Below are 20,633 nucleotides of genomic sequence, written 5' to 3'. Positions count from 1 at the left end.
CCCCGGTGCGCGACAGGCGCACGGGGCGCACGGGGCGCACGGGGCGCATGTCATGCCGCCCATGGGGGTGTCGGGCAGATGCATCCGCAGGCTCAATCGGCCCTAACTAGGTGTAGACGATAACGCTTTTGCCCTGTTAACCTATATGCAAGCCTTGCGTGCCGCGACATGCAATTGCAATGGGGAACGTATACGTCCATGAGCAGGTCCTTCAGCGCCCTTTTTCATGCCGCAGCACTTTTCTTCTGCGCGGCCATGCTGTGCACCGCCGCACGGACGGCCCACGCCGCCAGCGCCACGGAGCCCCGGAGCGAGCCGCCGAAAAAGACGGCGGCCTACTTCGAGGCCGGACCGTACTGGGAGTTTTCCCTTATCCGCCAGCAGGTCATCACCGCGCTCAAGGAGCGGGGGGTGCTGCAACACGTGGCCTTTCCCGAGGCCCTGCACATCAGCCCCGGCTGGGACGCCCCGGAGAGCGCATATCGGGACGCGGCCCGCAGGCTGATGAACGACCCTTCCGTGGACGTGATCCTCGGCATGGGCACCGCCGCCACCAAGGCGCTGCTCGCCGAGAACAACGGCAGGACGCCCATCATGTCCATCGACGTGGCCGACCCCGTGAGCGCGGGCATCGTGGATGCGCGGACGGGCAAGACCGCCCCCAACCTCACCATCCATTACGTCAAGGACAAGTGGTACAAGGTCTTCGCGCTGTTCCACGAGGCGCTGCCCTTCAAGCGGCTGGGCATCATGTACCACGACAGCCCGGAAGGCCTCTCCTACTCCAACGTGCACGAGGCGCGCGAGGTGGCGCGGGAACGGGGCTTCACCCTCGTGGAATACCCCCACCTGGACAAGGCGGAAAGCATCGCCACCTGCACGCAGGGGGTGGACCAGTTGCTGCGGCAAGGCATCGACGCCTTCTACATCTCGGCCCTCAACTGCTTCGACTGGACCCAGGCAAACCCGCAACCCATGTTCGACGTCCTGGCCAGCCGCGGCATCCGCACCTTTGCCCGCGACGGCAGCGTGCATGTGCGGCGCGGGGCGCTGATGGGGCTTTCCACCCTGGACTACGTGCCGCTGGGCCGGTTCTACGCGGACCGCATGGCCCGGCAACTGGGGCTGCTGCCCCCCGGCGCGGAACTGGAAAGAGAAGCCTACACCCCCAAGATCACCCTCAATCTCGTCACAGCGAACAACCTTGGCATGGACATTCCGCTGCTGCTGCTCATCTCGTCCGACGAGATTTTCGACGCCACGCTGGCGGGCAGCCACAATGCGACCATGCCCCGATGATTTCCATGAACCCTGCAACCAATCACTACGAGGCGACGACAATGGCGAAAAAGACCATGGATGCCCAGACTGATGGCGTTGAAGGGCAGGAAGCCCTGTCGGCCGAAACCGCCGAAGCGGTGGAAGCCCCCGCCTGCGGCTGCCCCGGCGAGTCGGACATCGACGCGATCATCCGCAAGCGGGTGTACGCGGCCATCGGCATCGGCTTCATTCCCGTGCCCCTGGTGGACTTCGCGGGGCTTACCGCCGTGCAACTGGAAATGATCCACGCCCTGTCCAAGGCGCACGGGGTGGAGTTCAAGAAGGAGCGCGTGAAGTCCATCATCTCCTCGCTGTGCGGCGGCGTGCTGACCACGGCCAGCGTGCCGCTGGCGGCCTCGCTGCTCAAGAGCATACCGCTCATCGGCTACACGGCGGGCGCGGCCACCATCAGCATCATGGGCGGGGCCTCCACCTATGCGCTGGGCTGGGTGTTCGACCGCCACTTCCGGAACGGCGGCACCCTCAAGAACTTCGACGCGCAGGAGGCCAAGGCCTACTTCAAGACCAAGATGGAAGAAGGCAAGGGCCTGGTCGCCCGCATGAAGCAGAAGATCAGCAAGGACGCCCCGGCCGACGCGGAAGCCCCCAAGGCCGAAGCGCAGGCCGCCACGCCCGCATAGCGTTTTCAGACGGGCTTCTGAAAGAACACTGGAAGGGCCGACCCTGTGCTCTTCCAGTGGTTTTTCCGTATTGTCCGCCAGCCCGGGCACGCCGGACAGGCCACACCGGTGCAACGGGCCAGACGGCGAGCCGCCGCTCGGCACACACCTGAACCCCAAGGCGCACGAACTTCATGCTGCAACTGAAGGAATCGCACTTTCTGAAGCTGCTCTGGACGCACGCCGGCGACGGGGGCACGAAGCTCGTCGCCGCGTGCCTGGCCTCGGGTGTGATGCAGGGCCTTGCCGTGTTCACCGTCCTGCAGGGGCTGGAACAGCTTTCCGGCGACGGCATACGCTTCCACACGTTTCTGGGCTTTCTCGTCTGCCTGGCGTCGTTCTATTTCCTCTTCCGGTACATAACGGGCCGTTCGGCGCAGATCGCCCTGCGCGGCATCATGGAATGGCGCATGCGCATCGCCACCAAGCTGCGCGGCATCTCGCTGCTGGAATACGAAAAGCTGGACAAGGGGCGCATCCAGGCCGCGCTGCTGGACGGGCGGGACATGGTGGTGGAGGCCGCGCGCATGCTCGTGGCCGCTGCCGCCAATACGGTCATGATCGTGGTGGCCTGCGTCAAGATGGCCACCGTCTCGCTGGCGGGCACCCTGGGGGTGCTGGCCTTCATGACCATGGGGCTGGTGGTGTTCCTGCGCCTGATCAACAGCGTGCAGGCCCAGATGGGCCCGGCCATGCAGGCCGACATGCGCTTCAGCGGCAGCCTGCGCGACCTGCACGACGGGTTGCAGCAACTGAAGGTGCACAAGCCCAAGACCACGGACCTCTTCGCGGGCCAGATCATTCCCGGGCTGGACGCCGCCTCGGACGCGCGGGCCCTGACCGAGCAGCGGCACGCCCTGGGCATCTCGTTCTTCGCCATGTTCAACCTGCTCATCCTGGGGCTGGTGCTGTTCCTCATGCCCGGCTTTCTGGGCCTTGAAGCGGACGAAACCTCCACCCTGCTCGTGCTGTGCATGTTCAGCTTAAGCCCGCTGATCAGCCTGGTCACCACCGTGCCCATGATGACCAAGGTGGAGATGAACCTGCAGGAACTGGCCAGCGTGGAGGCCCGGCTGGACGCCGTGACCGAACCCTTCGAGCGGCAGGGCGTGGAGACGCGCTGGCAGCATGCCGACCCCGAGGTGCCGGGCTTCGAATCGCTGGACATGCGCGACGTGCGCTTCGACTACCGCGACCCCAACGGCATGCGGGTCTTCGGCATCCAGGTGGACGAATTCACGCTGGGCAGGGGTGAACTGGTGTTCATCCGGGGGGGCAACGGTTCCGGCAAGTCCACGTTCATGAAGGTGCTTTCGGGCCTGTACGCCCCGCAGACGGGCGACATCCACCTGAACGGCGCGCTGGTGTCGGACATGCACATGGAGGCCTACCGCAACCTGTTCACCGTGGTGCCCACGGACTACCACCTGTTCCCGCGACCGCTCGGCCTGCACGTCACGGCGGAGCGCCTGCACGAGGTGCTGCGCACCATGCGCATGGAAACCAAGGTGCACCTGCGCGAGGACGGCTCTTTCTCCACGCTGGACCTGTCCGCCGGGCAGCGCAAGCGGCTTGCCCTGGCCTGCGCCCTGCTGGAGGGACGCGAGGTGTACCTGTTCGACGAGGTGGCGGCGGACTTCGACCCCGCGTTCCGGAAATTCTTCTACGAGGAACTGCTGCCGGGCCTCACCAGGCAGGGGGGGACCGTGCTGGCCATTTCGCATGACGACAGATACTTCCACATCGCGGACAGGGTGCTGACCATGCGCGAAGGCGCCTTCGCCGATACGGCGGAAGGCGCGGGAGGGACGGCATGAAGCCGCGTAAGCCACGCACGCGCGCGCTGGCGGCCGCGCTCTGCCTCTGCCTCTGCCTCGCCCTGGCCGGGCTGGCATCGCTGACCCCGCTGGCCTCGCTGGCCAAGGACCTGCGCGGGAATTCGAACATCAACCTCGTGCGCGAACTGTACAGGAAGGTCAGCGAGACCATTCCCTCGGTGGTGAACGCCAGGGGCAACGAGGAAGCCATCCGCAGCAGGCTGAAGTGCTACGAGGACTACCACGAATACTCGCAGCGCATCCACATCTGCAACAATGCCTACACCAAGAAGGTCGTGCGCCTTGCCCGCGAGTCCGTGCGGTCGCGCCCGAGCCTTGGCGAATTCGCCGCGCACGTCGGCATGTGCCCCATACTGCACAACCTGTGCATGGGGCAGACGGAAAACGACAAGGAGCGCTGCATCCAGTTCGAACGGCAGTGCATAGACTACACGCTTGATGTCTTCTGGCGCGGCGCAGCCCAGTACACACAACAAACCTACCGGTTGGATCAATGAACAGAATCTTCACCGATCTGCGCAACATGGTGCGCCGGAACCGCGTCAGGCTCGTGTGCATTGGCGTCGTCGTGACGCTGCTGATCATCTTCCTGTGGCCGAACATGGTCATAAGCATACGGCCCGGCGAACTCGGCGTGCTGTATTCGCGCTTCTTCGGCGGCACCGTGCTGGACAGGACCTACGAGGAAGGCATCCGCGTCATCCAGCCCTGGGACATCATGTACGTCTACGACGTGCGCGTGCAGGAAGAAACGCAGAACATCGACGTGCTGACCGTGGACGGCCTGACCATCAACGTGCAGGTTTCCCTGCGGCACCAGATCATCCGCGACAGGCTGCCCACCCTGCACCAGAACATCGGCCCCAACTACCGCAACAAGATCGTCATTCCCATCATGACCTCCGCCGTGCGCCAGACCATCAGCGGCTACCGCCCCAACGACCTGTATTCCACCGCGCGGCAGGAATTGCAGGATCAGATGCTTGTGGACGCCATAGAGGAAATGGGCCGCATTCCCATCATGATCCACGGTTTCGTGGTGAAAAGCATCACCCTGCCAGAAGTGCTGCGCAAGGCCATCGAAGACAAGCTGGTCGCAGAGCAGAACTACCTGCGCTACAACTACCTGCTGCTCGAAGCCACGCAGGAGGCAAAGCGCAAGGCCATCGAAGGGCAGGGAATCCAGCTGTACCAGGAACTGGTCAACAAGAACATGACGCCGAACTTCCTGCGCCACGAAGGCATCCGCGCCACCAGGGACCTGGCGGCCTCGCCCAATGCCAAGATCGTGGTGGTGGGCGGCAGGGACGGGCTGCCGCTCATCCTGAACACCGAATCGCAGGCCGCGCCCGCCTCGTCCTCGGCCCCCGCCGATGGAACGGAGCCCGCGCCGGCCGCCACGGCCAAGGCGCCCGCCAAGTCCGTGCCGGAGAGCGAAGCTTCCACCAAGGCCGCATCACAGGCCGCGCCCCAGGCAGCACAGCAGGAAGCATCGCAGGGCACGCCGCCCGCGTCCTCCGCGCCGGAGGGGATTGGCCTGCGGGCTCCCGACGAAAGCATCATGGACTACATCAAGCGCCTGGACAAAACCCTGCTGAACCCGCCCCAAGTGCAAACGCCCAAACAATAACGAGAGGCGATCATGCAACTATTCGCTCTTCTTCTAGGCTTCAGCCTGCTTGTCGGCCTGTTTGGCATGCACACCCGCTTCGGCTTCTGGGGCAACTTCTTCGCTAGCATGCTGCTCACGCCGGTCGTGGGCCTTCTGCTGGTCATCGCCGCATCCGGCAAGCCCGCCAAGCCCCAATAGCCACCCGCCCGAAACGGCGCAGGCAGGAACCATGAACGAGGACCGGGCCGCACATACCCCCCGCAATCGTGCGGCCAGCTGCGCAACGACGGCCGGGGCAGCCACGGCGCAGCCGCCCGTGGGCTGCCGCATGGCCGTCGCGCGCGCCACGCGGGTGCGCCGCGCCGCCCTTCCTTCGCGCCCCCCCGCCCCGCTCCCCGCCGCGCCCGCGCGCCCGCCAAGGCGCATGCCGGTCCCCCCTTCCGCAAGGGCGCACATCACCGGATTCATCCACCACCTGCTGGCGGCCATGGTCGCCCTGCTGCTCTCCGCCGCGCTGTGGGGAACGGGGTGCGCCACGGCGCATGCCCAGCCCGCCGCCAAGCGCATCGGCTACCTCGAAGCCGGGCCGTTCTGGCTGTACACGCGGACATGGGACGCCTTTCGCGCCGCCATGGCCCGCGAAGGCGGCCTGCGCTGCGAATTTCCCCAGGATGCCCGGTTCAGCCCCGGCTGGGAGCCGGAGAACATGCGCACCCTGCCGGAAAAGGCGGCCGAACTGATGCGGCGCAAGGACCTGGACCTGGTGGTGGGCATGGGCACGGCCGCCGTCAAGGCGCTGCTTGCCGCCAACGACGGGCGCACGCCCATCATCGGCATGGGCATGGCCGACCCGGTCGCCGCCGGGGTGGTCAAGAACGCGCAGGATTCCGGGGTGGACAACCTTACCACCCGCGTCACGGTGGACCGGTGGTCCTCCATGTTCCGGGTGTTCCACGACGTGGTCCGCTTTCGGAAGATGGGCGTCATGTACCCGGACACCCCCGAGGGACGGGTGTATGCGGCCCTGGGCGACGCAGAGGCCATCGCCTCGGAACTGGGGTTCTCGCTTGTCCGGTACGGCGGGCTTTCTTCCGCCGAAACGCCGGACGAATGCCGCAAGGGGCTTGAAGCGCTGCGTGAGCAAGGCATGGACGCCTTCTTCATCGGCCCGCTCAACTGTTTCGACATCGGGGGCGACGGCCTTGCCCCCCTGCTGGACACGCTTGCCGCCTGGAAGCTGCCCACCTTTGCCAGGGACGGCTCCGAATACGTGAAGGCCGGGGCGCTGATGGGGTTTTCCACCTGGGATTTCGAGCCCATCGGAGAATTTCATGCGCGCCAGGCGCGCTCCATCCTCACCGGCGGCTCGCCCCGCGCGCTGTCCATGCAGGACAAGTCCGAGCCTTCCATCGCCCTGAACCTGGCCACGGCCAAGGCCATCGGCTTCGAGTTTCCCTTCGACGTACTGGTGGCGGCGGACGAACTGCACGAAACCATAACCCGCCCGGCCCCTTCCGACACGCGGTAGGAGAAGCGCCTTGCACATCAGCGCCATACAACGGCTGCGCGTGAATACGATGCTTCTGTCCCTGGGGGTGCTGGTGCTCACCCTTGGGTTCAACGTGCTGCTCTCTTCCTCCACGCTGGATTCGCTGGCCGCCGACTCGATCCTCTCCGGCTACCGCAGTTGCGGCGAGCATCTGGCCCGGAGCATCGAGCGGGGAATGCGTTTCGGAAAGCCCCTTGGCGCGTACGCGGGCATGGAGGACATGCTGGCGGAGTTGCGGCACGGCGTGCGGGGCATCCACAGCGTCGAGGTGTTCGACGCGCGCGGCGCGCGGCTGTACGCCCTGCCCGCGCCCGACGCGAAAGACGATGCTGGCACGTCGGCTTCGGCGGTTCGCGAGGGGGCCGCCGACCTGGAACAACTTTCCGCCGCAGGCGCATCCCAGGGTGCGTCCCGTTCGCCCGATTCGCCCGATTCGGCTGACTCGAAGGATACGACAGACTCCCCCCCAAAGCCCCGCAAGACGCCCACGGGCTACCGCGTCCTCATCCCCTTGCAGCACAACGCCCTGGCCGGGTGGGTGGCCATGGAGATCGAAAGCGCGCAGGTGGACGCCGCCACGCGCGGCTTTCTGCGCTGGTCGGGCTTTCTGGTGCTGGGGGCGTGCATCGTCGTGGGCCTGATCCTGCCCGGGTGGCTCGGCCTGCTCACCGGCACGGCGGAAGCACGTACCCGCCTGCACGCCTCGCTGGGCAGGCTGCTGCTGGTCATCGTGGGCGGCACGCAGCTGGCCTATTCCTGCGGCGCGCTCGTCCTGTTCGACGGATTCGTCGAGCAGGCCGTGCGCACCAAGGCCGCCATTCTCGCACAATCGGTGGGGCGCGACGTTGAATATCTCATCCACAAGGGCGTGGACGTCACCCAACTGAAGGGGAAGGAGCAGCTGCTGGCGCAACTGGTGGCGGACAACGAGGAGTTGCGGGGCGCGGCACTGCTGGCCCCTGACGGCACACCGCTGGCCGCCGCGGGCAGGCCGTCCAAGACACAGGGCGCACAGGGCGCGCCCCACACGCCGGGCGCCACGGACGCGACCCTTTCCGTGGAAGAACCGCTGGACAGGTACTGGCCCAGCCGCTTCCGGCAGCGTCAGGAGGTCATGCGCCTTCGGCTGGACCTGGACCCGCAGGTCATCACCAGCCGCGTCGCCAAGCTGGCCATCGACCTGGGGACGTCACTGGTCATCAGCTTCTTGCTTCTGCTGGAACTGGCCAAACTGCTGGGGCTCATCGCGCGGCGCAGCCTGGGAGCGGAGGCGGACGCCCCTTCCGCCGCCGAAGGGGCCTCGCAACGGCTTCCCCAGGCCGCTCAGGCGTTGCGGGTGGGCGGCTTCGTGTTCTTTCTCGGGTACGACATGGGCATATCCTTCATCCCGCTGCTGGCCCGCAAGCTGTACCAGCCCTTGTGGGGTCTTTCGGAGAAGGTGGTCATCGGCCTTCCCATCTCTGCGGAAATGATCAGCGCCGGTGTGGCCCTGCTCATTTCCGGCAGTTTCTCGCAGCGGTACGGATGGCACAGGGCCTACATGCTGGGGGCCGTGGCGGCTGCGGCGGGGCTGCTGCTGGGGGGGATGGCCACGGGCCTGCCCATGCTGATCCTGGCGCGGGTGGTCACCGGGTTCGGCTTCGGGCTGGTGCTCATGGCCTCGCAGATCGGCACGCTGGAGCACGCCCAGGCCGGGGCCGGGCTGGCCAGCGTGTTCGCGGGCATCTTTTCCGGCAGCATCTGCGGATCGGCGGCCGGGGCCATGCTGGCGGAACACATGCGCTACGAATCGGTGCTCACCATGGCCGGCGTGGTGACGCTGTTCGCCATCCGCGCCATCCTGTTCGGCAGGGGTTCCGGGGCGGATGCGCACGGTGCCGCTGGCGGGGCGGCAGCGCCCCACGGGATGGCGGCGGACGGCGCGGCGAAGGCCCCACCCGCCCCGACGGGGGGCGTGGGCACGTCACCCTTTACCGGCAGCCTGACCCTGCTGAAAGACCCGCGCATGCACCTGATGCTGCTGCTCGTCGGCATTCCTGTGGCCATCTGCCTGACGGGCTTTCTCCATTATCTGCTGCCGCTCACCCTGGCCAACGCCAGGGTGGAGCAATCGGACATCGGCCGGGTGTTCATGCTGTACGGCCTGTGCTTCATTACCGCCGGGCCGTTGCTGGGCAAATGGATAGACCGCACGAAGGACAAACCCCTGTTCCTCATGCTTGCGGGCCTGCTGTCGGGAGTGTCGCTGCTGCTGGCCGCCACCGCCTCCGGCCTGGCCGGAACGGCGGCAGCGGTGGTGGCCCTGGGGCTGTCGCAATGCATCGCGGCCCCGGCCTCCATGCTGTGCATCCTTGCGCTGCGCTCGGCGCAGACCCTGGGGCGGGAGAAGACCGCGTCCATCTACCGGGCCCTGGAGCGCCTGGGGCAGGTTGCGGGGCCGGTGCTGTTCGGCCTGGCCACCGTGGTCATGGGCACCACGCAGGTGCTGCTGGTGGTGGGCGGCGTGGTCTGCGTGCTGGCCCTGCTGTTTCGCGCGGCCTGGCGGTTCAGCACTCCAGGGAACTGACCAGCCGCTCCAACTCGGGCAGGTGCGCGTCCCGCAGCCCCTGCGGCAGGAACCACGACAACAGGTCCAGGTAGTCGCCCGGCAGCACAAGATGCCCGCCGCGCTCGACGAACGCCCGGAATTCTTCCTCGCTGGGGTACGAGAAATACTGCCGCAGGGATGCGTCCTGCGGCTTCGTCGGCAGTCTGCGGCCTTCCTCCAGCACGGGCAGGTGCCGCAACAGCGTGTCGATGCCCGCGAAGTAGGTCTGCACGAAATTCCACAGCACCGACCGCTCATACGCCACGTCAGCCCAGCCGATATCCACCACCGGCCCGGTGTCCAGCCCCGAATCGAGCTGGAACAGCGTGCACCCCGACCGGGCATCCCCCCGCTCCATGGCCCGGAACGGACTGCACAACCCCTGCAGCACCGGAAGGGCGCCCGGGTGCAGCCCATAGGTGCCCAGCCTGGGAATCCCTATGACATCTTCCTGAAATATGTAGTCGTACCGGCATGATATGATGATATCTGGCGCGATGTCCCGCATGGCGTCCCGCGCCTGCGGTGAGCGCATGGGTCCCCACAACTCCATGGGAACGCCGTACCGGGCCTGCAACCCCGCGTAGGTGCAGAACACGGCGGAAGAACCGGAGGGGTATCGCGCATCCAGAAAGGGAAAGATGCGCTCCAGCACCATGTCGCGTTCATGCGCCACGAAGCATGCGGCGTACGGGTTGGCCTTTTCAGCCTCCAGCACGTAGTCGGAAAGCACCACGAAAACATCGTGCCTGTCCGCAATGCCTGCCAGCAACCTGTTCAGGGCAAGGCAGCCCGCCAGGTCTTTCTTCGTACAAATGGCGATCTTCAAAGCAAGCCCTTCAGATGGAGGTGACGTACGGGGCGAGGCGGAACCGTAATACGATCGGGCCTGTAATTGAAGTGGAAAGTGACCAGCCCGGTTTCGAGCTTCGGGCGCCCTTTCCCGCCGAGTTGTAGCCTATTCGCGCGCCCCCCTGCTTCAATCCTCCCGTGCCGCGTGCGGGCCAGACGTCGCCGCCTCCCGTCAGGGGCAAGGCCTCGCCGAGCACTGGGGAATAAATGAGCACAAGCGTGCCAAGTAATCCTCAAACAACCGCCCCGCGCCAGGATTGGACAGCACCGGGCCACGGCATTGACAACCATCCAAACACTATTTCTGTACAGCGGCGCAACATGAGATCACATGCTCCCGCGCGGGCATGGTGGGGGCGACCCTACACAGCATCACCCACGATCAGCACAAAAGATCACGCGCCTGCAATCTGTATCAAAGACACTTCCTCTTCCCATTCCTTCTCATATTTCTCAGCAAGAGCTTCAAGATCGACCTTGCTGTTTCTCCACCACGCATCCGTCTTGAACTCTTCCGGGATATCCATATCTTTTATATCAACATCATCTCCAAACATTTCCCGCAATGTACCATAATATACACTTCCCAATGGCGTTGGCAATTTAACCCCGCACCACGGACAGTACACGAACAGTTGAATAGCAGAATTACCCCTGAGTTTTGTATAATACTCCCTCCGCACTTCATCGTAATGCACATTCAACCTTCTGTCTTCCAGAAACATATCCATAAGTTCACAGCAATGCACAACGTCCTTCCTTCTCGCCTACCACAGGTAGGGTTCGGCCTCGCGCCACTGGAAGATGAACGGATCGCCGGGCGGCGGGATGAGCCGGATGGCGTCCGCCGTGAACACCCAGCCGGGGTTCAGCGACCCGGAGAACACTTCGCGCGGGGCAAGGCGGGCCAGTTTGGCGGGCAGCTTTTCGCGGGTCAGGCGGCCGTACACCTCCACCCATTGGCCGTCACGGAGTCCTGCCAGAATGTCCCGCGACGCGGGAACCGGCTGCGCGGGAACAGGCCACGCAGGGGCCGCTTGCGCCGTGCCTGCCGCACCGGGTTTCGCCTGCCCGGGCGTGGGCTGCGCGGCGTGCGCCGCCCCCGATGAGCCAGAACCGGATGGGGCGGAAGAGGTGACGGAGCCGGACGAGACAGCGCCGCCATCCGCCGGGCGCTTTCCGGCGGGTTCCTGCGCGCCGGGCCGCACCACGAAGCCGCCCGCCGTGGCGTCGGCAAGGCAGCAGTACAGGCTCACCCGGAACACGGCCACGGACTGCCGGGCGTCCAGCGCGGCATGGCGGGTCACCGCCCCCCGGAACACGTAGCGCCCCTCCAGTTCTTCCGGCCTGTTGCGCCGCTCCAGCAGGAACAGCTCCGCCACGTTGATGCGCACGTAGTCCGTGCCCGCATACGTGGCGCGGGGACCGAGTTCGTCTTCGCCACCGGATGCCACGGGCGCGTCATCGAACGGACCGGGCTTGCCGGTGGCCTCCCAGCCATCAGACGGTCCGGCAAAGGCGTCCGGGTCGTCATAACGTGCATCGGGCCGCGCATCGGGCCGCATGTCCGGCCCCACGGCGGTTCCTGGGGGCATGGATCGGGCCGGGCCAGTTGGACTCGCGGTTACCGGCAAGCCCGCCGCCCCGCCGCCAAGCTGGCCCGTCACCGCACCGGGCATGGCCGCGCCCGCGCCCCACCAGTCCACCGTGGCCGTCAGCGTCACGCACGCCAGAAGCCCCAGCAGCAACGCCCGGCGCAGCGGCACGGGGCGGGGCCCGGCATCATCGCGCAGCAGGGCCGCCACGCCCAGCACGGCCAGCGCCGCGCCCGCCAGCAGACTCAGCCACAGAAAACGCGGGTTCAGGAACATTCCATAATTGCCCGACCAGCCCAGCCAGGCAATGACCGCCGCCACGCCCCACAGCAGCGCGGCATCGGCAAGGGCGGCGGCCGGGGGACGGCGGAACCCGCGACGGTACGCGTTCATTCCAGCACCCCCAGCCCGGCAAGCAGCATGCACGCCGCCCACACGCAGAGGGTGGGCAGCACCACCAGCCGCAGCACCAGCCCGCGCCGAAAGGCCGCGCCGTACATGGCCATCAGCTTCAGGTCCAGCATGGGGCCCAGCGCCACGAAGGCCAGCCGGGCCGAGGCGGGAAAGCCCACGAACGACGCGGCCACGAAGGCGTCGGCCTCGGAGCACACGCTGAGCAGCACGGCAAGGCCCATCATGGCCGGAATGGCCAGGGCCGGGGTGTCCATGAACAAAAAGAGCGCCTCGGGCGGGGTGAACGCCCGAAACGTGGCGGCGGCCAGCGCGCCGGGCAGCAGCCAGGCGCAGGCGTCCAGCAGGTCTGCGGTCATGTGCCGGGCCACCCCGTGCCATTGCGCCGCGCGGGATGCCGGGGCGGCGGGGACAGGCGCGGCCTGTTCTCCCCCGGCGGAAACGGAGGCCATGCCCGCGGCCAGCACCTCGCCAAAACGCGGCAGCAGCGGCGCGGCCGGGCTCGTTGGCGCATAGTGCTCGGCAGCGTGGTCATGGACGCAGCCGCACCCGCAAAGGTGCGCGGCGCTCCCCGCATCGGGACGCACGGCCTCGCCCACGGCCATGCGGCGCACGGAAATGCCCACCGCCACCGCCGTGGCGGCCACCACCGCCGCGCGCAGCGCTGTCATGGTCATGTCGCCGCGAAAGGCCACCCAGGTGGACACCATGACCACCGGGTTCACCACCGGCGCGGCCAGCATGTAGGCCACGGCGGCGGGCACCGGCACTCCCTTGGACAGCATGCGCCGCACCACGGGCACCACCCCGCATTCGCAGGTGGGCAGCACCGTGCCCAGCGCCACGCCGAAGGCCAGCGCCCCCGGCAGCGATTTGGGCGCCCGCCGCTCCACCCAGGCGCGCGGCACGAACACCTCCATGCAGGCGGACACCAGCGAACCCAGCACCAGGAAGGGCAGGGCTTCGAGAAACACGGCGAGGGCGGTCTGGGCGAGATGGATGAGGCGTGCGTCCATGAAATGGTGTGGGTGGGGAATGGTGCGCTGGATGAAATGGTGTGCTGTTGCGGCAGGTGAAACGGCGGCAACTGTCCCGAATGGCCGAAACCGGCACGACGCCACGGGCCGGGCAAGGTCGGCCGGGCCCGGCAGCCGGACCGAACCAAACGGGGACGGACCAGGGCCACCGTGCGCCGCCACGCCCGCATACCGCGCGCCGCATACGAATGCAACCGGGTTGCATCCTGGCGCCCGTTCCGGTCCTTGCTGCGCTCCGGGCAACCGCATGCCCCGGGCAAGCCGTGGCGTCGTGCTGATTTTACACCTGATTCATATGTCCATTCCATCCTGAACATGCTATGAAGACGGGCAAATATCCCCGCGCAATCTCCACGCTGGCCTGAGCACCCACCCTTACGCGCAATAATTATTTAAAATTCATAGTTATTATTTATTTCACATAAACCTCTCAATAATGCACACACCATTCCTGTTCAGCTTGTGCAAAAAGTACATTTTTTCGCATTCCCGTTTTCCGTTGCCCGGTTTTTTCGCCGCTGTTAGGGGCGGCATACCGACACGCCGCCATCCCGCATCCGGCTGCCCCGGCTGGCAGGCCCAGGCAGAACCACCGGATGCGCCCACGCCCGGACGAGATCCGGACCAGCCCCGCCCAAGGCGCACGCCTTCGCGGGTCATGCCCCGCCACCTTCCCCGCACGTGCGGGCACGCGGGGCGGGAACGGATGCGGCGCTCCCAGCCACAGGCCGCGCGGCAACGCCGCGCCCAGGCAGGCACGACACGCAACACGGGCCGCGCGCCCGAGGAGAACGCACCATGTCGCTGAGCTACAAGGAAATGCAGCACACCCTGATGGACGAGCTGCGCCTGTACCACTACCCCATCGCCGTCAAGTTCTTCTTCGACGAGGCGGAGCTGGAAGCCTTCAAGGACAAGGCCGAATTCTACCTGCCCGTGAAGCCCATGACCTTCTGCCAGTGGGAAATCGCCGCCCGCATGAAGGGCCAGACCGTGCTGTCCGGCCCCGAGGGCCTCGGCTGCTCCAACGCGCTGGTCTCTTTCGGCTGGAAGGAAATCGACGACAACGAAATCAAGAGCCACGCCAAGTACGTGCGCGACCTTGCCCAGGCCGAACGCTTCGTGCGCTCCAAGCCCCGCCTGCCCGAAGGGCTGAAGGCCGTCGCCGTGGGCCCGCTGGGCGACGCCGTGGTCGATCCCTCGGTGGTCCACTTCTACTGCGACAACATGCAGGCCTACCACCTGGCCGTCGACTACATGGCCGCCACCGACCAGCACCCGCTGAAGACCAACGTGACCATGAACTCCTCGGCCTGCGGCGGCACGGTGTACTCGTACCAGGAAAAGACCGCCAACATGCTGCCCGCCTGCTCCGGCAGCTACAACGCGGGCAAGACCGAGCGCGGCGAAATCAACTTCGTGATCCCCGGCGAACACATCGAAGCCACCGTGGAGCGCCTGCTGGAACGCAAGCGCAACCTGGGCAGCGGCGCCATCACCCGCCCCGGCGACAACTTCCCCGGCGCGGACATCTGCAAGAACTGTCCGCTGATCATCTTCAAGAAAGAAAAGTAGGCACGACGGGGGCCGCCGCCCTGTCGCCCCCCGTAGGCGGCGGCCCCCGTTCCCATTTCGGAAGCGCACCGAAACACCATCCCAAGGAGAGAGACCGTGTCCAAGCACACCAAACACCTGCTGCTGCTCGCGGCCGTCGTTGCCGTAAGCCTTCTGTGGTTCGAGCCCGCCTGGGCCGACAAGCTGTCCGACGCCATCGACGGCGCGGTTCAGGCCGGCAAGGTCAAGGCCGACGCCCCCGCCGGCTTCCTCGGCATTCCCGGCGCCCCCCATGTCAGCCCCATCCTGTCCTTTGCCTGGGCCGTGTGGGTAGGCTGGATCTTCTCCACCGTGGGCGCGTTCGGCGGCGTCATGGCCGGTGTCGGCCACATGTCGGTGTTCGGCCTTGGCGGCTACGCCAAGTCGCTGGGCAAGGACCTGCCCCTGAACAAGGTGGCCACCGACTCCATCAAGGCGTCGAACCAGTGGCTGGTGGGCTTCTCGGCCCTCATTTCCTCGTTCAACTACTACAAGATGGGCCGCCTGGTGCTGCCGCTGGCCCTGGCCCTTGGCGCGGGTTCGCTGGCTGGCGCCTGGGCTTCCGCGTACTTCTTCGCGGGCAAGGTGTCGTTCTCCCAGTACCAGGGCTACTTCGGCCTGTTCGTGCTGGTGCTGGGCCTGTACCTGTTCTGGGAAACCTCTCCCGCCGGCCAGGCCTCCAAGAAGAAGGCCAAGGAAGCCGCCAAGGCTTTTGAAGAAGCGGTGAAGAAGATCAAGAGCGGCGAGCAGGTGGATGAAAAGTCCATCGGCGTGCACGTCATCTCCACCAGCCTGACCAAGTGCGTGTTCACCTTCTCGGGCGTTGAATTTTCGTTCAACCCCATCCTGCCCGTGGTGGGCGGCATCGTCATCTCCGCCATCGCCGCGTTCCTGGGCGTGGGCGGCGGCTTCCTGCTGGTGCCCTTCCTGACCAGCATCTCGCAGCTGCCCATGTACCTGGCCGCCGGCACCTCGGCGCTTGCGGTGCTCATCTCCATGGTCACCTCCATCGCCACCCTGGTCAGCAAGGGCACCCCGCTCGACTGGACCATGATCGGCACCGAACTGGTGGGCATCTTCATCGGCTCGGTCATCGGCCCCCGCACCTCCAAGTACTTCTCCGACATGTGGCTGAAGCGCCTGTTCATCGTGCTGGCCCTGTACGTCGGCATCGACTACGTGCTGCGCGGCTTCTTCAACTACCGCATCTTCGGCTAGCCGGGGCTGCACCGCCATTCGCCGGGGGGCGGGGCCTGCGCCCCGCCCCCCTTTCCTTTTCCCGCAAACGAAGGCAACCTGACGCATCATGGACACCCTGCACGCCGCCCTTGCCTGGCTGGACCCCCTGCTCATTGCGCCCTATCGCCTGCCGGGCAACGCCCTGGCGGGATTTCTGCTGGGCACGGCCGTGCTGGCCCTGTGGTGCGTGGCTTTCGGCAGCGCGCTGTCGCTGTGCGCCACGCGCCTCAATCGCCGCCGCCTGGCCGAGCTGCGCCACGGCATGGAGCACCACCACAAATTATCGGAAGCGGCCCTGCGCGCGGGCGACAAGGAAAGCTACAAGGCGGTCAACAGCCAGGCCCACGACGCCTTCGGCCACTATTTCTCGCTGGGCGGGGCCATGTTCTGCGTGTCCATCATTCCCCTGCCCTTCGCCCTGGCCTGGATGGACATGCGCTTTGCCGGGGCCACGCCGGAACTGCCGTGGGACGCGCCGCTCATCGGGCAGCAGCCGTCCATCGTGTTCTGGTTCCTGCTCCTGTACATTCCGCTGCGCATCATCTATGCCAACGTCATGTCCAGAATAGGGTGGTTCACCCGCGCGCAGGCCTGGGCCGCCACGCCGCCCGCCGATCTGCACGGCGGCGCAACCCCCGGCACCCGCCCCGGCGGCTAGGCCGCCCTTCGCATTCCGGAGCCACACGGTGCGCACCCGCTTTCTTGCCATAGCCGCCCTTGTCATGGCCTTCGCCGCCGCCATCCAGCTGTGGTGGGACGTGGAGCCCGTGACGCGCGTGGACCTGACCCGCCGGGCGGAGGTGAAGGCCCCCGAGGCGGTGCCCGCCATCACCTACGCCTACCTGCCGCAGTATTCCCACTCCACCTCGTACCTGCGCCACCGCGCCCTGGTGGAATACCTGCAAAAGGCCACCGGCCTCGCCATCCGCCAGGTGTTCCCCGACACCTTCGAGGCGCACCGCCGCATGGTGGAACGCGGCGAAATCGACATTTCCTTCTCCAATCCCATGACCTACGTGCTGCTGGCCCAAAGCGGCGCGCAAGCCTTCGCGGGCATCGTCGAACCTTCGGGCCGCGCCACCTTCCGGGGGCAGGTCATCGCCCGGGCCGACAACGCCGCCATCAGGAACGAGCAAGACTGCCAGGGCAAACGGTGGATCGCCGTGGACCCCTATTCCGCCGGGGGCTACCTGTTCGTGCTCGGCCATTTTCGCGACAAGGGGCTGACCGAAAGCGACTTCGCCGAAATCGCCTTTGCCCCCGGCCCCGGCGGCAAGCAGGAAAAGGCCGTGCTCGGCGTGTACGCGGGGCGCTACGACATCGCCTCCATCCGCGAGGGCACCCTTGGCATCGTCGAGGGCAAGGTGGACCTTTCCGCCCTGAAGGTGGTGGCCACCACCCGCGAATACCCCAGCTGGGTCTATGCCGCGCGCAAGGGGCTGGACCCGGACATCGTGCGGCGCATCGCCGACGCCATGTTCGCCCTTTCGGAAAACGACCCCGAGCAGGAACGCATCCTGGCCGCGGCGGGCATGCGCGGCATCATTCCCACCACCGACCGCGACTACGACCCCTGCCGCGAACTGTTCACCAAGCTGCGGCTGGACCCCTCCAAGGTGGGCGCGGAATGAACCGGCTGCGCCGCCTGAACTTTCGCCGCAAGCTCAACCTCGGCATCACGCTCATCGTGCTGTTCGTGGCCGCGCTGCTGGCCGTGTTCGTCACGCGCATCGCGGCCAACGCGCTCATCGAGGAAAGCAAGCGGCGCGGCGCGGTGCTGGCCACCAACCTGGCCCTGCGCGCGGCCGACCCCATGCTGTCCACCGACTTCCTGCGCCTGAAGAACCTGGTGGACGAACTGCTGAACGTGGACAGCGACATCGTCTACGCCTTCATCGTGGACGACCGCGACCAGGTGCTGGCCCACACCTTTGGCCGCACCTTCCCGCTGGACCTGCTGGAAGCCAACAAGGCCGAGGACGGCCATCTTTCCGTGCGCCTGTTGGACACCGGGCGCGAACGCATCTACGACTTCGCCGCGCCGGTGCTGGTGGGCGGGCGCGAATTCGGCACCATCCGCATCGGCCTTTCGCGCACCAAGGTGCTCGACGTCGTCAACGGCATGATCTTCGCCATCAGCGGGCTTTCGGTGGTGGCGTTGCTGGTGGCCGTGGTCATCAGCGCGCACTTCGCCAAGCGCATCACCGCCCGCATCGGCGCGCTGAAGGAGCACGCCGAGGAAATCGTGCGCGGCAACCTGCACCTGCCCGCCACCACGTCCCTGCGCCGCAACTGCTGGGAACAGCGCCAGTGCGGGCGCACCGAATGCCCCGCCTACGGGGACACCGAGCGCCGCTGCTGGTACGTCAAGGGCACCGCCTGCGCCGGGTGCGACGGCCGGGCCTACCCCGCCAAGCTCGCCCAGTGCCGCCAGTGCGAGGTGTACGAAACCTTTGCCGGCGACGAGATAGAGGAACTGGCCGACACCTTCGACGTCATGGCCCACGCCCTGCGCGCCCACATCGCCGAATTGCGCGAGACCGAGCGCGACCTTACCCGCCAGCAGGGCATCATGCGCACCATCCTGGAAGTGACCCCCGACCGGCTGGCCCTGCTGGACGAGCACCTGCGCTACCTTTCCGTGAACAAGGCCTTTGCCGATTCGCTGGGTCTGCCCCCGTCGGAAATCATCGGCAAGAGCGACTTCGACATCTTTGCGCGCGATGCCGCCGAACTGCGCGTGGCCGAAAACCGCGCCATCCTCACCACCGGCATGCCCGTGTACCGAGAGGCGCAAGACCGCCGCGACACCACCGGAAACGACCCCGCCTCCGACTTCGGCCACGGCCGCGACGAGTGGTTCCACCTGGTCAAGGTGCCCGTGTCCGACGAGACCGGCCGCATCATCGGCGTGCTGTCCACCGCGCGCGACATCACCGCCATCCGCAGCTTTCAGGACCAGCTCATCCAGTCGCAGAAGATGGAATCGGTCGGCAAGCTGGCCGGGGGCGTGGCGCACGAGATCAACACCCCCCTCGGCATCATCCTGGGCTATGCCCAGCTGCTGCAAGAGGACGTGCCCCCCGACGCCCAGATGCACCAGGACCTGCAGATCATCGAAAAGCAGGCCAAGTTCTGCCGCAAGATCGTCTCCGACCTGCTGGGCTTTTCGCGCCAGACCCAGAGCCAGAAGAAGGAGATGTGCTTCAACAACTCCATCATGGAAGTGGTCACCCTGGTGCGCCACACCTTCTCGCTGGAGAACGTGACCATCCTCGCCGACCTCGACGACCGGCTGCCCGTCATCTACGGCGCGCCCGAAAAGCTGAAGCAGGTGTGGATGAACCTCTTGCACAACGCCACCGGGGCCATGCCCGGCGGCGGGCTGATCAAGGTGCGCACCCGGCTGGACATCATGAACATGACCGTCACCGCGTGGTTCGCCGATACCGGCATCGGCATTCCCGAACCCAACCTGCAAAAGATCTTCGACCCGTTCTTTTCCACCAAGCCCGTGGGCAAGGGCACCGGACTCGGCCTGTCCGTGTCCTTCGGCATCATCGAGGACCACGAAGGGTTCATCGAGGCGCACAGCCCCCTGCCCCCAGGCTTCATCGACGAAGACATGCCCCAGGGCGCAACGCGCGGCCCCGGCACCGTGTTCCGCGTGGTCCTGCCCCTGGAACCCCTGGGCGCGGCAGACCTGCCCGATACCGACCCCCGGGCCAAGGTGCAGGAAGAGGAACCGCAGGAATATCCCAACAATGAGAACCGAACCGGGGAGGGGACCCTTTGAAAAGGGTCTCCCTCCCCGGCCCCCTCCCCCCTAAACTTTTTATTTGTCGGGTAATCTTTCCTTAAAGGGGGTGCAGGGGGCGGATGCCCCCTGCCCGCCGGAGGCGAACAAAAACAACACACGCCCCGGAACAAGAGGCAGAAAACAAAGAAGGAAGCCCATGGCGGACATCATCGTGCTGGACGACGTCATCGACGCGGGGGTGCTGATCAAGCGCATCCTGGAGCGCAAGGGCCACGCGGTCTCGGTGTTCACGGACGAGGAAGAGGCCATCGCCCACGTGCGCGGCAAGGGCGCGGACCTGGCCATCCTGGACATGAAGCTGCGGCGCATGACCGGGGTGGAGGTGCTGGAAGAGATGAAGAAGCTGCGCCCGGACATCCGGGTGATCATGCTGACCGGCTACCCCACGTTGGAAACGGCGCGCGAATCGTTGCGCCTGGGGGCCAACGAGTACTGCGTGAAGCCCATCGACAAGGACGAACTGGAAAGCAAGGTGGCAGAGGTGCTGGGCGGATAACGCC

Annotated in this window: 18 protein-coding genes; 14 read left to right on the top strand and 4 right to left on the bottom strand. The window is 66.4% G+C overall.

Features of this window, described 5'->3' with window-relative positions; translation table 11 throughout:
* Positions 1-198 precede the first annotated feature (198 nt).
* From RVX_RS00630 to RVX_RS00595, 8 genes are all read left to right on the top strand, one after another.
* Positions 199-1,299 carry an ABC transporter substrate binding protein gene (locus tag RVX_RS00630; protein ID WP_172596627.1) on the top strand — a complete coding sequence of 367 codons (1,101 nt, stop codon included), beginning with the start codon at positions 199-201 and terminating at the stop codon, positions 1,297-1,299.
* Between the two features lie 41 nt (positions 1,300-1,340).
* A complete protein-coding gene (locus tag RVX_RS00625; protein WP_050804024.1) occupies positions 1,341-1,961 on the top strand; it encodes a YcjF family protein in 621 nt (206 codons plus the stop codon).
* A gap of 173 nt (positions 1,962-2,134) precedes the next feature.
* Entirely contained in the window at positions 2,135-3,817 is a 1,683-nt protein-coding gene (locus RVX_RS00620; protein WP_116307185.1) for a cyclic peptide export ABC transporter, read from the top strand.
* Positions 3,814-4,335, top strand: coding sequence for a hypothetical protein (locus tag RVX_RS00615; RefSeq protein ID WP_116307186.1), 522 nt, complete (start codon positions 3,814-3,816; stop codon positions 4,333-4,335). The genes RVX_RS00620 and RVX_RS00615 overlap by 4 nt, the downstream gene beginning before the upstream one ends.
* Positions 4,332-5,468, top strand: coding sequence for a prohibitin family protein (locus RVX_RS00610; protein WP_116307187.1), 1,137 nt, complete (start codon positions 4,332-4,334; stop codon positions 5,466-5,468). The genes RVX_RS00615 and RVX_RS00610 overlap by 4 nt, the downstream gene beginning before the upstream one ends.
* 12 nt (positions 5,469-5,480) lie before the next feature.
* Positions 5,481-5,648: a hypothetical protein gene (locus RVX_RS00605; protein ID WP_172596628.1), complete on the top strand. Its 168-nt coding sequence runs from the start codon at positions 5,481-5,483 to the stop codon at positions 5,646-5,648.
* Positions 5,649-5,679: 31 nt separating this feature from the next.
* Positions 5,680-6,978 carry an ABC transporter substrate binding protein gene (locus RVX_RS00600; RefSeq protein ID WP_116307188.1) on the top strand — a complete coding sequence of 433 codons (1,299 nt, stop codon included), beginning with the start codon at positions 5,680-5,682 and terminating at the stop codon, positions 6,976-6,978.
* 49 nt (positions 6,979-7,027) lie between these two features.
* Positions 7,028-9,565: an MFS transporter gene (locus RVX_RS00595; protein ID WP_420192391.1), complete on the top strand. Its 2,538-nt coding sequence runs from the start codon at positions 7,028-7,030 to the stop codon at positions 9,563-9,565.
* Here RVX_RS00595 and RVX_RS00590 read toward each other — a convergent pair.
* The 4 genes from RVX_RS00590 to RVX_RS00575 form a co-directional block, all read right to left on the bottom strand.
* Positions 9,546-10,415 carry a formyltransferase family protein gene (locus RVX_RS00590; protein ID WP_007525642.1) on the bottom strand — a complete coding sequence of 290 codons (870 nt, stop codon included), beginning with the start codon at positions 10,413-10,415 and terminating at the stop codon, positions 9,546-9,548. The genes RVX_RS00595 and RVX_RS00590 overlap by 20 nt on opposite strands.
* Before the next feature lie 418 nt (positions 10,416-10,833).
* A complete protein-coding gene (locus RVX_RS00585) occupies positions 10,834-11,169 on the bottom strand; it encodes a DUF6980 family protein (protein WP_147307535.1) in 336 nt (111 codons plus the stop codon).
* A 36-nt stretch (positions 11,170-11,205) separates the two neighbouring features.
* On the bottom strand, positions 11,206-12,426 hold the full coding sequence (locus tag RVX_RS00580; protein WP_116307191.1) for a hypothetical protein: 1,221 nt from the start codon (positions 12,424-12,426) through the stop codon (positions 11,206-11,208).
* Positions 12,423-13,460, bottom strand: a complete 1,038-nt coding sequence (locus tag RVX_RS00575) for a permease (protein WP_116307192.1) — start codon at positions 13,458-13,460, stop codon at positions 12,423-12,425. Before RVX_RS00575 ends, RVX_RS00580 begins: the two co-directional genes overlap by 4 nt.
* Before the next feature lie 819 nt (positions 13,461-14,279).
* Here RVX_RS00575 and RVX_RS00570 point away from each other — a divergent pair.
* The 6 genes from RVX_RS00570 (at position 14,280) to RVX_RS00545 (ending at position 20,629) form a co-directional block, all read left to right on the top strand.
* Positions 14,280-15,056 (top strand): DUF169 domain-containing protein, encoded by a 777-nt coding sequence (locus RVX_RS00570; protein ID WP_116307194.1) that lies wholly within the window; start codon positions 14,280-14,282, stop codon positions 15,054-15,056.
* A 96-nt stretch (positions 15,057-15,152) separates the two neighbouring features.
* Entirely contained in the window at positions 15,153-16,292 is a 1,140-nt protein-coding gene (locus RVX_RS00565; protein WP_116307196.1) for a sulfite exporter TauE/SafE family protein, read from the top strand.
* A gap of 88 nt (positions 16,293-16,380) precedes the next feature.
* Positions 16,381-16,971, top strand: a complete 591-nt coding sequence (locus RVX_RS00560) for a hypothetical protein (protein ID WP_116307198.1) — start codon at positions 16,381-16,383, stop codon at positions 16,969-16,971.
* 28 nt (positions 16,972-16,999) lie between these two features.
* Positions 17,000-17,944, top strand: a complete 945-nt coding sequence (locus RVX_RS00555; RefSeq protein WP_116307200.1) for a phosphate/phosphite/phosphonate ABC transporter substrate-binding protein — start codon at positions 17,000-17,002, stop codon at positions 17,942-17,944.
* Entirely contained in the window at positions 17,941-20,109 is a 2,169-nt protein-coding gene (locus RVX_RS00550; RefSeq protein ID WP_116307202.1) for an ATP-binding protein, read from the top strand. The genes RVX_RS00555 and RVX_RS00550 overlap by 4 nt, the downstream gene beginning before the upstream one ends.
* A gap of 160 nt (positions 20,110-20,269) precedes the next feature.
* Positions 20,270-20,629, top strand: a complete 360-nt coding sequence (locus RVX_RS00545; RefSeq protein ID WP_116307205.1) for a response regulator — start codon at positions 20,270-20,272, stop codon at positions 20,627-20,629.
* The last annotated feature ends 4 nt before the right edge of the window (positions 20,630-20,633 follow it).

It is taken from the genome of Nitratidesulfovibrio sp. HK-II, assembly GCF_003402415.2.
In the GTDB taxonomy this organism is placed as follows: domain Bacteria; phylum Desulfobacterota; class Desulfovibrionia; order Desulfovibrionales; family Desulfovibrionaceae; genus Cupidesulfovibrio.
Note: the sequence above shows the minus strand (reverse complement) of the source record. Positions and strands in the feature narration are given on the sequence as shown.